This is a genomic window from Clostridium sp. DFI.5.61, assembly GCF_024462915.1.
GTDB lineage: Bacteria > Bacillota > Clostridia > Oscillospirales > Oscillospiraceae > Lawsonibacter > Lawsonibacter asaccharolyticus.
This window is the reverse complement of sequence record NZ_JANGBZ010000017.1, coordinates 15,438-28,028: the sequence shown is the minus strand read 5'-3', so window position 1 is coordinate 28,028 and position 12,591 is coordinate 15,438. Positions and strand designations below refer to the sequence as shown.

At 52.8% G+C, this 12,591-nt stretch carries 16 protein-coding genes; all 16 read right to left on the bottom strand.

Translation table 11 applies throughout. The annotated features are described in order from the left end of the window. Nucleotides 1-72 precede the first annotated feature (72 nt). The 16 genes from NE584_RS10055 to NE584_RS09980 all read right to left on the bottom strand — a co-directional run bounded on the left by NE584_RS10055 (nt 73) and on the right by NE584_RS09980 (nt 12,509). Entirely contained in the window at nt 73-435 is a 363-nt protein-coding gene (locus tag NE584_RS10055; RefSeq protein ID WP_108980480.1) for an Mbov_0395 family pilin-like conjugal transfer protein, read from the bottom strand. A gap of 16 nt (nt 436-451) precedes the next feature. After that, nucleotides 452-2,008, bottom strand: coding sequence for a VirD4-like conjugal transfer protein, CD1115 family (locus NE584_RS10050; protein ID WP_108980481.1), 1,557 nt, complete (start codon nt 2,006-2,008; stop codon nt 452-454). A 9-nt stretch (nt 2,009-2,017) separates the two neighbouring features. Beyond that, a complete protein-coding gene (locus NE584_RS10045; RefSeq protein ID WP_108980482.1) occupies nt 2,018-2,464 on the bottom strand; it encodes a TRAG family protein in 447 nt (148 codons plus the stop codon). A gap of 113 nt (nt 2,465-2,577) precedes the next feature. After that, nucleotides 2,578-2,949 carry a hypothetical protein gene (locus NE584_RS10040; RefSeq protein WP_108980483.1) on the bottom strand — a complete coding sequence of 124 codons (372 nt, stop codon included), beginning with the start codon at nt 2,947-2,949 and terminating at the stop codon, nt 2,578-2,580. Between the two features lie 146 nt (nt 2,950-3,095). Further along, complete coding sequence (locus NE584_RS10035) at nt 3,096-3,554, bottom strand: hypothetical protein (RefSeq protein WP_256182716.1); 459 nt, start codon at nt 3,552-3,554, stop codon at nt 3,096-3,098. Nucleotides 3,555-3,817: 263 nt separating this feature from the next. Continuing rightward, nucleotides 3,818-4,186: a hypothetical protein gene (locus NE584_RS10030; protein ID WP_108980453.1), complete on the bottom strand. Its 369-nt coding sequence runs from the start codon at nt 4,184-4,186 to the stop codon at nt 3,818-3,820. Then, nucleotides 4,179-4,466, bottom strand: a complete 288-nt coding sequence (locus NE584_RS10025) for a hypothetical protein (RefSeq protein ID WP_081029173.1) — start codon at nt 4,464-4,466, stop codon at nt 4,179-4,181. Before NE584_RS10025 ends, NE584_RS10030 begins: the two co-directional genes overlap by 8 nt. Before the next feature lie 3 nt (nt 4,467-4,469). After that, entirely contained in the window at nt 4,470-5,153 is a 684-nt protein-coding gene (locus tag NE584_RS10020) for a hypothetical protein (RefSeq protein WP_108980452.1), read from the bottom strand. Between the two features lie 17 nt (nt 5,154-5,170). Further along, the gene (locus NE584_RS10015; protein ID WP_108980451.1) at nt 5,171-5,497 is read right to left on the bottom strand and encodes a hypothetical protein; all 327 of its coding nucleotides are present in this window, start codon (nt 5,495-5,497) and stop codon (nt 5,171-5,173) included. Nucleotides 5,498-5,621: 124 nt separating this feature from the next. Then, nucleotides 5,622-6,941: an ATP-binding protein gene (locus tag NE584_RS10010; protein WP_108980450.1), complete on the bottom strand. Its 1,320-nt coding sequence runs from the start codon at nt 6,939-6,941 to the stop codon at nt 5,622-5,624. Nucleotides 6,942-7,093: 152 nt separating this feature from the next. Beyond that, nucleotides 7,094-8,329, bottom strand: coding sequence for a MobP3 family relaxase (gene mobP3, locus NE584_RS10005; RefSeq protein ID WP_108980449.1), 1,236 nt, complete (start codon nt 8,327-8,329; stop codon nt 7,094-7,096). Further along, entirely contained in the window at nt 8,310-8,792 is a 483-nt protein-coding gene (locus NE584_RS10000; protein WP_108980448.1) for a ribbon-helix-helix protein, CopG family, read from the bottom strand. Before NE584_RS10000 ends, mobP3 begins: the two co-directional genes overlap by 20 nt. 232 nt (nt 8,793-9,024) lie before the next feature. After that, complete coding sequence (locus tag NE584_RS09995; protein WP_108980447.1) at nt 9,025-9,927, bottom strand: hypothetical protein; 903 nt, start codon at nt 9,925-9,927, stop codon at nt 9,025-9,027. Nucleotides 9,928-9,929: 2 nt separating this feature from the next. Next, on the bottom strand, nt 9,930-11,000 hold the full coding sequence (locus NE584_RS09990) for a DUF3991 domain-containing protein (RefSeq protein ID WP_108980446.1): 1,071 nt from the start codon (nt 10,998-11,000) through the stop codon (nt 9,930-9,932). A gap of 26 nt (nt 11,001-11,026) precedes the next feature. Beyond that, nucleotides 11,027-11,629 (bottom strand): hypothetical protein, encoded by a 603-nt coding sequence (locus NE584_RS09985; RefSeq protein WP_256182715.1) that lies wholly within the window; start codon nt 11,627-11,629, stop codon nt 11,027-11,029. Then, the gene (locus NE584_RS09980) at nt 11,616-12,509 is read right to left on the bottom strand and encodes a hypothetical protein (protein WP_108980444.1); all 894 of its coding nucleotides are present in this window, start codon (nt 12,507-12,509) and stop codon (nt 11,616-11,618) included. Before NE584_RS09980 ends, NE584_RS09985 begins: the two co-directional genes overlap by 14 nt. Nucleotides 12,510-12,591 lie beyond the last annotated feature (82 nt).

Here is a 12,591-nt window from a genome sequence, read left to right as displayed (position 1 = left end):
ATCGTCCTCCTGTAAAATGATTTATTTAGTAAGGCGGCGGGGCACCGCCTGTACTACGAAAGCGGCCCCGGCTTACTGATAGTAGCCGAGAATCAGGGTCAGGGTGGCGGAACCTAAAACGGCACCGATGCAGGACACCACCGCCACCACAATGCGGTTGTTCCATTTCTTCTGGTCCATCTCGTCAGCCATGCCGCGCCGGATACAGAAGTAGATGATAAGCAGGCCGGACACCACCGGGGCCAGAATCATAAGCCAGTTGGTCAGATCACCAATCAACTGCTCGGTGCCCGTCACAATCTGGCTGTCCTCCACACCGGCCGCATAAGCCTGTACGGACATGAAAAAAGAGGCGGCAAGTGTGGAAAAACCGACACCTGCCGCCCGGACGGACTTGCGCAGCCCGCCTATCGTCTGTTTCACTTTTCCTTTCATCGAAACCTCCTGAAATTTATTCATCATCAGAAACACCGCCCCCTGCGTTTTTCTGCTGGGCGAGGCGGCGCATGATGTCCTTTTGATAGTAGACCCAGATATTCCACAATGCGATTTCCTGTTTTGTATCAGTGATAATGGGCCGTTTGTTTTCCCGTTCCTCCCGCAGCTTCCGGTTATGCTCCATGTCGCCCATGCCCAGCATTTGATTGAACAGCCATTTCGAGAGATCGGGGGCGTACATCATGGCCGGATGGTCCCGGCTGGTAATGATCTGATAGGGCCGCTTGACACGCCGCACCTCATCCGTATTCAGCAGCTTACGCTCCGTCAGACTGACGCTCTGGGAGCTGGACGGCGTGGTGAACCGCCCGTTACTGGCCGAGAGCTGGTAGCTGGATGTGGTGTAGCTGCCCAGCTTGTCCGACATTTCCCGCAGGGTTTCCGGGTCGTCGCTTTGCAGATAGGCCCATATCTGGCAGTTGCCCTTGATGGTGTTGGCGATATTGTCGCTGTACTTTTCCTTGAGCTGGTCGAACCCCTGCACATAGAGAGCGTAGCGCATCCCGCGTCCCGCCGCCACGGTGAGTTTGTTCGTCATATCGCTGATGGGGGTGAAATTCCCGAACTCATCCAGCAGGAAATTCACCCGCCGCTCCAGCCGCCCGCCCCGGCGATCCGCCGCCTCCGCCAAAAGCTCATACTGCTGGGACACAATGAGAGAGGCAATCGGGTAAAAGGTGGTTTTCTCGTCCGGCAGGATCACAAAGAGCGCCTGCTTTTTGCGTCCCAAATCCGTAAGGGTAAAATCACTGGCATGGGTAATGGCGTAGATGGATTTCGAGGTAAACAGGCGCAGGGTGGTAAGGGCAGAGGTGTAAAAGCTGCCTCTGGTGCGGGATGGGGCCACATCGGAGATGGATAGCAACGCCCGCGCCGGGTGTGTTGGCGACTGCTTTTTCAGATACTCCAGCAGGGGCAATTTATTCCCGATGGTACGGCACATCTCGGAAATGAACCAATACACATTGGTCATATTCTGAAACTCCGGCCGCTTTTGGTTATCACACACTACGCATAGAATCGCGGCGGCAATAATGGAACACTCGCCGTTGGTCCAGATTTTCTCGCCCTCCGGCTTGCCCACCAGGTTGTTGGTCAAGTCCCAGGCCAGCATTTCTGCCCGGTCGGTGTCGCCCTCGTTGATGGCGTCAATGACGGGCTGAAGCAGATTGTAGCGCATACTCTTGGCCGGATTCTTGAAGTCCAGCACCAGCACCTCATATCCCAGCTTTTTCAAAAATTCCGATGTGTACTGGAACAGTTCGGCCTTGGGGTCCGAGCAGAAGATGGATTCCCCGGCAAGCCCCAGAAGGCAGATGCTCTCCAGCACCAGACATCTTGATTTGCCGGAACGGGTGGCGCCGACACAGAGCAGATGGCAGTCATCACCTATAAAATAGATTTTTTCCTTGTCACCCTCCTTTTTCATGCCCACCACCACGCCGCCCTTCGTCAACGGGGAAGGCGGTGCGTCCTTGGGAATCACTTTGGGATGCAGATTCAGTTTCAAACAAACACCTCACTTCTTCATAAAATCCAGCCCGTCATAGCCGGTTTTTAACAGCTCCCGGATGGCCGGATCATGCGGGTCAAGGGTAAAGCTGTCAAAGGCTTTGCCTTTTTCCGCGTCGCTCATCCAGCGGGCCGAACCGTGCTGATACTGGCCCACTGCTTTGGGAGTCTTGATCTCCGGCGTGATGGTGTCCAGGTCGGATTCATAGGGCCGCATATTGGTGAGAAAGAACATCACGGCCAGCACGCACACAAACCCTTGCAGGCAGAGGTACAGCATCAAGTGCTGGCGGCTGGAGAACAGGCTGGCAAGGCACTCCCCTATGGGAAGAAGGGACAGCCGGGTGATCTCCCTTGTCAGCAGCCCATGAACAGCGGTGGAGAAAAAGAGGTTTAAGACTGTGCCGGAAATGAAAATCATGGCACATATCAATATCTTTTGCTTGGTTTTCAAAAGTCTATAATCACCTCGCTTTTTTCTTTAGCAAAAAACCGTTTCTGAAAGGCGGCTACTTTCAGAAACGGTAAATGTTTTCTTTATTTTAAATTTCTCTACTGACAAACAATTCAACGGTGTACCTTTCTCCAACGCTGGAACATTCTTGAAATCAAGCTCTGCTGCTTTGCTTCTGGCGCTTCTCCAACGCATATATCATCGTCTTCGGGGCAGTCAATGAGAATATGTGTGGGAATTGGGACCGGGCCATGATCTTTCCCTGTTCTTTTTAAGCAGTCATAACCGTATTTTGTAAGCACACGCTCATAAATAAATGCAAGGCTCAGTCTCTCAATATATCCACCCAAAACCAAAAGAAAAACAGGCTCCTTGAGCTTCACTCCCCAAACATACTCCCATTCAACCGTATAATCTTCTTCCACAATCCATTCCAAAATCTCAATATCATACTCAGGTTCATCTGGGAAAAAGCGATCACACATATGAAACCTCCCCGGACATTCCTTGCCAATGACTCCAAGTATTACTTACTATACACTGGAATGTACCTATGTCAAGCAGATATTTAATAAGTGTCACAAAATAATGCAACCTCAATTTCTCACCTTCCTCTCCAAATTCAGTCCAATTAATGTTCCATCTCCTCCTCGCCCTCCAGCTCAGGGGCAAGATCCTGTACGGCGGCCTCCAGCACCGCTTCCGCCACCTCGCTGCGGATTGGCTTATCTGACAGCCATGCGGCCAGACTTTCCGGCTTTACGATACCGTAAAAGTCCTTTCGCTCCCTGTGAATGTACCGCCCATCCAGCAGGTTTTCTGCATAGACCGCCTGCCCTCTGGCCCCATAAATGCAGCCAAACCCGTCACGGGCATACCACAGGGAATCGTCTGCGGTCAAATCCATACTGCTGCCGTAAGCCTCCGGTTTTAGAACAAGAATCTGTCCCTCATAGCCGCTCTGATTGCTGCCCTCCACGCAGTCATCCAATCCCAGGAGGCGGTCTTGCTGACGGATTTTAACTTTATCTTGTACCATTTCGTCTGATACATAGAAAATGGGCATATAGAGTTTCTTTGCAAGTTCCATTTCTTCCCGCATCCCGGAAAAAATGGCGCTGCCCATAACCCAAAGCTCGTCACATCGGGTCAGAAGCTCACCACCCATCCGCAATCCCTGTTCCCGCTACTCCGGCTGTTCATCGTCCAGATATTGCGTGAAGATCGTGTGGGGCGCCAGGGGAATCACCCCGCAGGATGCCGCATACGCGCAGTAGTCCCTTGCCCTTTGGATATTCCGCTCCACATCCCCGCGCAGGGGGGATGAGATATAAACCAGCCGCAATTTATCACCTACCTTTCCAAATCCAGCCCGTCCAGCTCTAAATCGCTGATGGGTGGCTCAAAGCCGGTGTCATAGGACACATCATCAAGCTGCCGGATGGCCTCCAATCGTGCGGCAGCCTTCGGGTCGGTCACAAGCTCCTGCTCCAGCAGGGCGTCGGCAACAATGGCGTTGGAAACCGGATCGGTAAAGCACAGGGCCTCGCCGTCCTGTACGGCCTGCTCCATGACGGATTCCGGCAGAATTTCCTCCGCAACGGCCTTGGGTATCTCAAGCCCCCGCTTTTTGCTTCCGACAATCTCATAGATGCCTACGGCGATCTCGCCGCAGGTGATGATGTTCCCCCATATATCGGGATTTGGGCGCCCGTCACGCATACCTCACACCTCCATCTTCCTCATAGGGCATAAACGCAATCACAGAGAGATAGTCCGTCCCCAGCCGCCTCAAAAGCGCGTCCTGATGCTCCATGACCTGATCCACCACATTTTCCGGGCAGTACCGCATCAAATCCTTCACATAGCTGCCCACATCCAGTCCGATAGGGTCGGCCAGATATTCCTCGTCCGTCATGCCGTCAAGCTGCTGGTTCAGGCTGTGCTTATACATGAGAAACCGGGCGATAGCGATTGTCTGGTTCCGCTTGCTGTTCATCATAGGCTATCCTCCCATCTCCATTTCATCATTCAGCCCAAATTCCATATCAAAATCAAAGTCCATGTCGGCCTCCCGCAGCTCCGGCATAATTTCCTCGATTTTATCAAGAATCCGCTCCACGGATTCACGGGCGTCATTGGAAACATCCTGATCGAGTATGCTCATTTTGACAAGTCCGGCGTGAAGAACCCTTAGTTCTTCCTCGCTGAACAGTGCCTTTTCGTCCACCAGGCCGCTGCGCTTGGCAAAGTCCTGACCGGCAAACTCTTTGTTGTAAAAGACCTGACGCGCCAGCATTTCCCCGGAATCCGGGGCTGTGCGGTAGGTGGAGAACACATAGCCGAACAGGTGATGCTCCTTGCAGGCCAAAGTCACGCCGTTGTATTCCGCCAGCTTGTAGGAACCGTTGGGCAGCTTTTCGTTGGCGTCCGTGTAGGGGCAGTCCCGGCAGATGCCCACCTTGACCGCTGTGTTCTGGGCGGTGTCGTTGATAAGTCGCATGACCTTATCCTTCACAGCGACAAACGGGTTTTGGATCACCGTATCCGCCTTGGAGAAGTAGGCCACAAGCTGATTTTTATAGTAGATGTCCGCAATATAATCCGAAGATTGGGATCGTTTTACATCAAAGCCCTTTCGGGCGAGCTGTTCAAAGAACAGCCGGTAAAAATCTGTTTTGCTCCGCAACCGGCAATCCTCCTTTCTTACGAGTAACCTTTTTGTTTCATCATCTTTTTGAGAACTTCAATGAAATCAAAAATCCGTTCTACTGCCGCCTGATTCTGGGGATAGGTGTGCGGCAGGGGCGGGCGCTTCTTCCGCTTCAGATCGTACCAGAGGCACCCGCCGTCCTTTCGGCTGGGGAACATACAGGACGGAACGGAAGTCCGTAAAGTAAAAGGGCACCCCCGGCAGGGATGCCCTTTGGGGTACTCATACAGCCGGGCCGTCAGGCGGGTCACGCCATAGGACCCTCTGGGGATAGACACCGGCACCCCGTTATGCTTATAACTCGTTGTTACTGTGTTCATCCAAACTCCTTTCTCGAACCGGGCGGCCGGTTGTTTGATTTGTTTGATGCCGCAGGACAGCAAAAAAGGCAGCCCTCAATGGACTGCCTTTCGCATTGGACATATTTAAGTTTGAGCTATCCGCTCACAGTTCTTTCAGCAGGAACGCCATATACAGCGGGAGTGTGAGAAGCTGTTCGGTGCGTCCTACATTGTAGTCCCCCAGCTTGATTGCCTGGCTGACATGGTACTTTTCAGGATGGCGCAGGATCGTTCTGGTGCTTTTCGTATTCCCTGTGGACGCTTTGACCTCCACCAGTGTGCATTGTCCTTTATAACGGATCACAAAGTCCACTTCCAAGCCGCTGTCTTTGTGGAAATAGTAGAGTTTTCGTCCCATCTTACCGAAAACATCCGCAATCAGATTTTCAAAAATCGCGCCTTTATAGCCGTAAAGATTTCCTTGCAGGATGTCGTACTGTGTGCCATCCTCCAGCATACTGACAAAAAGGCCGCAGTCCCGCATATACACCTTGAATATATCTTCCTCGGCATTCCCATCCAAAGGCAGTTCCGTAATGCTCAGATTATAGCAGCGGACAATGATCCCGGCATCCTCGATCCATTGAAGGCTCCCGGCATATTTTGATGCGGTTGAACCTTTTTTGACAACGGAGTATTGAAATTTCTTGTTTTCTTTACTGAGCTGCTTCGGGATAGACTGAAAACACTCCTTAATCCGTGATTTGTCCTTCTTCTCGGCATACTTCACCATATCGTCCTCATAGGAGCGGACAATATCGCGCTGGATTTGCAGTACCTCATCCATCTGCTTCGTATCTACAAAGGTCTGTACGGCATCCGGCATACCTCCGACAACCACATATTGCAGGAGCAGTTGCTTCATACGGTTGTGCAGGGCCTCCGGGACAGGCGTCTCTTTCTGCAAGCACTTCTTTAACATATCAATTACAGGGTCAGCAATCCTGTTGGCCCACAGAAATTCTTCAAAATCCAGAGGGTACATATCAATCACCGTTTCCGATCCGACCGGAACAGATTTCGGTTCTTTTCCATACCCCTTCACACCCAGCAGAGAGCCGGTGCCTATCACATCATAGCGCCCATCAATTCGGAAAAACTTCAGGGCGGTTCGGGCCTCCGGGCACTCCTGAATCTCGTCCAGAATCAAGACTGTACTTCCGCTTTCAAACACCGCCTCGCTGCCCAGCAGGGCGGACAGCATCATCACGATTGTGTCCACTTCCAGGGACCCGGCAAATACAGAGGCATAGTCTGGATTTTCAAAAAAATTCAGGTACACAACATTTTTATAATTTTTCTTTGCAAAGTCAAGGACAGAAAATGTCTTGCCGCACTGTCGGCAGCCCTTGATAATCAATGGCTTGCGATTTTCTGTGTTTTTCCAGTCAATCAGTTTCTGCTCAATTTTCCTTTTCAGCATGACAGTTTCGCCTCCCTTATTCTGTTTTATTTCAGTATAGCCGAAAGCAACAACTTTTTCAAGGGAGTTTTAACGCAAACCGAAAACTTTTTCAAGCGACTTTTATCGACAAGCATCAACTTTTCCGATTTTTCTCTTGCGCTGCACATTGGTTATGGTTCCATGCCCCTGTCCTTGTGCCGTAAATACCATTCCTTTTTGGCTGCCTTGGAAAGATCACCTCCCATAGCCTTCTGGCAATCGTCGTACTCCATACCCATGTTGACGGCGTTCTGTTCCAACGCCATCAGGATTTCACAAATCATCTGCTCCGTATAGTAGGCTTTTCGGGCCTCCGCATACTCAAAAGCGCCGGTTTCCCGATCCTTGCGAAGCATGGCGCGTATGGCCTCCAATACCTTGTTGGCGATCAACTTGTCCGCTTCCGCGATTCCTTTCTGCTGCTGTTCCTCTACATGGGCGGGGTCGGTATCATAGAGCATGGCAAGCTGGCACTTGGCGTCCGCATATTCGTTTACCAAATCACCGATGTATTTACAATTCGCTTTCAAGCTGGCGACGAAGGTATCCAATTCGGCCTTTACTTCTTCTGGTAACAGTTTATAGGCCAGGCGGCCTTTTTTCGGCATCTTTTCTTTCAGGGAAAACAGGCCGGGAATGAAATGGGCCAGCTCATCCGCACTCAAAATGCCGTCCAGTGGGACGGCGCCCAACTCATCATCCGTGATATGGCCGAAGGTTTCCCGCAGGCGCTTATACTCGCTGGGATGAAGCCGCTCCATATATTGCTCAAACTCATCAACCAGATCAACGGCGGCTGCGGTAAGCTGCTCTCTGGCCCGCTGCTTCGTTTCACAATATGCCTGAATTTTGTCCGCGAAGGTGTCACGGATCAACTGCCTGCGTATTTTATCCGGTATGCTGGGATGGACAAAGGGAACCATTGTGCGCTGATTTTTGTCCCAGAACACCACATGGATGTGCGGATGGCCTCGCTCATTATGGTGGGCGGCTGCCCATTGTAGATTTTGCACCCGGATTCCGTTGTATTTTGCCAGCGTTAAAATGTGACGCTCAATATAGTCCTCCCAGGCTTTGTGATCGGTCAGCCCCAGCTCGGCCGCTGTTTCCGGGGAAAAAGAGATAATACCCCGATACATATTCACACGGCGGTAAGACAGCTCCCGCACCAGACGGGCTGCCTCCTGCCAGGTGGCAAACTCCCGCACCTCGCCGGGTTCCAGCTTCCCGAACAGGCCGTGACGCATCCCCTCATTTTTCACCGCGCCGGGACGGGTGGCGATATAGCCGATGTGGGCATAGTTGCACTTGGGCGTCTTTTTCTGATTGGGGTGCCGGTGGCACTGCTTATAGATCAGGATCGACACGGCGACCTCCCTGAACAGCCTGAATCGCCTTTTTCATTTCCTCGTCATCCAGAAAAATACGCAGGGCGTCGGCGTTCTTCTGGTTTGCAAACGCCAACGCCTCTTTTCGGGCCGCCGCCTCGATCTTCTCAAAAGAAGAATAGCGGTCCCGGTCGATCAGGTCAGCGATGATGGCAATATTGGCATAGTAGCCTGCGGCGGATATGATCGTCAGGCGGTTGATAAGTCCGGCCAGCCGGTTTCCCAGCCCCTTGATCTGTCCGCTGAGTTCCTGCCGAATTACGCCGCTTATCATGTCGATGTTCTCAGCGGTACTTTCCAAATCCAGATATTCGTCAATCGCCCGCCGTACCTCTTTGGAGAAGTCCGTCCCATTCCTGGCCGCCAGCTTATTGAGCGCCTGAATGGTGTCCGGGGGCAGATGGATGGTTTTGCGCTCGGTTCGGATGGGGGATTCCTTCAAGTCAAGCCTCCCTTCCATAAGGTGTGACAAAAATCACACCAAAATCAAAAAATCATACCTTGTAAAATTCTCAAAAACCCGTTGAAAGCACGGCTTTCAAGCAGTCGGCCCGCCGTCAGGTATGACGGCTATTCCTGCCTTAACCGGGGAAACGCAGGCCCAGCCTGCGGTTTCCCGGCTTCGGGGCGCCCCGGTGGGGCGGTCAGTACGGATGAAAAGAGAAGTGAGAGGGTCAGCGTTCCAACTCGTCCTCCGGTTCTTCAGCAGGTTCCCAATCTGTGAAGATATCCGCCATGATCTGTTCCTTGCTCCCACGGGTGGAACTGCCCTGTGTTTCATAATCCCGCAAACCGTTCATCCGTTCCGGGATGGAGAAGAACGCAAAGCGCCCGTCCTTCATCTGCGTCAAAAGCCGCATTTCACAGCCGGTTGTAGCATCCATGCTGTCCATCAGTTCTTCCAGCGTCCCCACCTTTTCCGCCGCTTCACGGACAATGGAGCGGAACATATCGGACGGAATCTCCACATTCCAGACAGCGTAATCGTCGCGTCCATGACAGGTGATGGTCTGGATGGCCGTGCAGGGGGCGCCAGCGAACTTCTCCAGAGCGGAGGACAACAGTGCCTCGGCCTCCGGCTCCAAATAGCCGCACAGATCTAATTCCACCGAATTTGCAACGGCTGCGGCCTCTTTCTCGGTCAGCACGATGTTCACATTGTTTCTTTCATAGGAAAAGCCTCGCCCATTCAGCATCAGGGAACATTCGGCAGCGATACGGAACATTCGGAAATAATCATCTGCCGTTTCGCCCAGCGTCTTGCCGGTGGCGAAAGATTGGAAATACCGTTTGCCATCGCTGTCCCGGCAGGCCAGGGAAATATCCAGGTAGATTCCCTCGCTGGAACCGAAATTCGGGATGCAAAGGGCTTCTTCAAATTCAGGAAGTTCGCCGGTCAATCCCTCATACTTGCCGGAGAACGAAAAGTATTCATCCGGGAGAAGTCCATGAGCCTCCAAATGCGTTTTCAGCTTATCAAAGGTTTCCTTGGCGTCAGCCATACCGATGTGTTTGACCCGGTGGTTCTCATCCGGTTCACTCCATCGGTCCAATTCAAAGGTCTGTATCTTTGCCATAATCAAGCCTCCATTTCCTGTTCATCTTCGTTTTCAGGTTCTTCAGTAGCGTCCCTGTTAAACTCCGCCTCCAGCTCCGCCATACGCAGGCGGTCTAAAGCCTCCACGGTGCGGCCTTTCCGCCGCTCCACCAGGTCGGTGTTAAAATCATTCAGATGGGGAACATGGACGGCACACTGAAAACCCCGTCCGGTGTATTCCCGAACCCACTTGGCCGCCGTAAGCTGCCCCCAATTCCGAAACCGCCCGTCCTTGTCACGGGCCAGATAGTCGTTGTCCACCGCAAATACCAGCCGCCTGATCTGCGGATGGCCCTCCAGATAGCGGTCAATGGCCCCGTTCCAGAGGCAGCCGGTGGAGATACGGTGATCCTCCGTCCAGTCCCGCCCGTAAAAGTCAGCGGCGATGGACGCATGGCTCATCAGGTCAATCGGGGCTTCGGTGACGATCAACAGGTCGCTTGTTCCCTCATGGAAAAAGGGGTAGCTTTTATCAGAGCCGGTCGCGTCCATCTTGAATGAGCTGTTTTCTCTGGCCGCCCGCATAGAGCAGTACCGGGGCGTTCCCTCGGCGTCATAACCCACAAACACGCAGTTGCCGTACTTTTTCTCCTGATAGATCATTTTCCGGTTCATAAAATGGCTGACGATTTGGGGGCTGATCCCCCGGATGGACACCAGATACCAATAGGCCCGCTTCATATTGTCCGCCTTTTCAGGCAGCGCCAGCGGCCCGCGCTCTTTCTTCTCATAGGGCGTCACCTGCCGGGCTTCCGCCGCGTATTCCTTGCCGATCAGCTTGCCCACCGCTTCCGGGAAGGACAGATTTTCCTCCCGCATGACAAAATCAATGGCGCCGCCCTTGATGCCGTCATCCGGCCCCGTCCACTGGAAAAAGCGGTTGTTCTCCGGGAAGATATACAGACCGCCGCTGTGCTTCATGTGGACGGCCTTGCGGCCAGCCTTTTCCGGCTCATAGCCATATCCACGGGCAAGAGAGAGAATGTCCACACTGTTTGCCTGCCGTATCTCGTCCTCGGTGAATTTCTGATACGCAGCGGCGCTTCTTCGCATAGAATCACCGCCTTCCTGACTGTGTGTTATAGTTCTTCATCACAATCTTCCTCATAATCGTCCTCCGGCTCATAGTCCGCTTCGTCCTCCGGCGCCTCATCCTCGTAGAACTCATCCAGTTCAAACCCAGCACGGGAGATCTCCTGATCCTCCATGCCCAAATGATCTTTTAGGTGGCGGTACAACTCCCAGCCATCGTAGTGCGCGGCCGCCCACTCCAGCGCCTTACTTAAAATCTGGTGCTTGCGCTCTCCCGGAAGGGTTTCCAAAGTTCCGTTACGGATTTCGTCAAACTCCCGGTCGAGCATATTCAGATATTTGTAGGCTCTTGCGTACAGCGGTTCTTTGGCGCAGTCGGGCAGCAGAAGATTTTCCGTTTGCTCTACAAATCCATAGGACAGGTCATCATATCGCTCGTCCCCGTTGCGGCAGGCAGCCCGGAACTGCTGAAATCCTTTCATGTTGCTGAAACCACGGTAGTCCATGACACCAAGGAGAATTTGGGAGCCAATAATGACCTTCAGCATTTCCTCATCCGTAGTGGCGGCAACCAGCCGCATGGTACTTCGCTCCTTGACGATGTTGCACCCATAAAGGATATACAACGGCTGTGTTTTATCCAGCTTCACAATCCAATCCCTCCGTTTCTTCCCTCAATTCTTCCAGATATTCGTCAATTTCCAGCTCCTCATAGCGGAACTGGAGCAGTTCCACGATAGCCGGATCGCAGTCCTCCGGCAGATAGTCTTTTACATCATCCTGCACATCCCTGATTTCCCCCAGGAAGCCCCAGCAGCTATCTACCTCCACATCTTCCCGGAATAGCTGGAACCCGTAGCACTGGCCGGTCAGGAAGTAGTCGTAGGACTTTACCTCGCCCTCCAGCACTTGGCAGGCCTTCTCCACAGTTTCAGGCGTTACCTTGCCGTACTCCGCTTCAATCCTCCGTTTATCCGCATAAATCCATCCTACCTGACCGGAATCCCACGGGCAGGAAAAGCCGGTGGTGTTCATGGTGATGCCCGAATGGTCGTAGAGATAGAGGGGCAGGATCACCATGCCCTCCATCTGCTCCACCAGCGAAAACAGTTCGCCGGTGGAGAGAGCGGAGAGGCAGTCGTCCAAAAACCAATCCGGCACATCATCTTTCAGCGAGGCGGCATAGCTGGACGATACATACCAGTCACTCTCGGAAGTCCAGCGTTGGTTCTCCAGCAGCTCCCACTCCCTTGTGGAGCGGTTGTACTCCAGCTTGGCGTCCTTGGCCTTACCAGATTTGAGAAACGCAAAGATCGGATTGCTCCGGTTATGGCTGCTGGAATATTCAGAAAACAGCAAATCCTTCAAGAAATCACGGGGTTCCTCGAAATCGTGCTTTTCACCCAGAGAGTAGCGCCCATGCCAGCAGACCATTTTCCCCAGGCAGTCGTAATCCTCACGGGGGTTCAGGGGCATATCATCGTCTACGATAAACAGAGTGTAGGGCGCCCTTGTTGCCGCAAGCGGCATAATGCCTCACCTCCTTGCCCGCTGGGACCACATCACCGGATCGCGTCACGGTAATGCCGGTACCAGGCAAAATAGAAAAAGC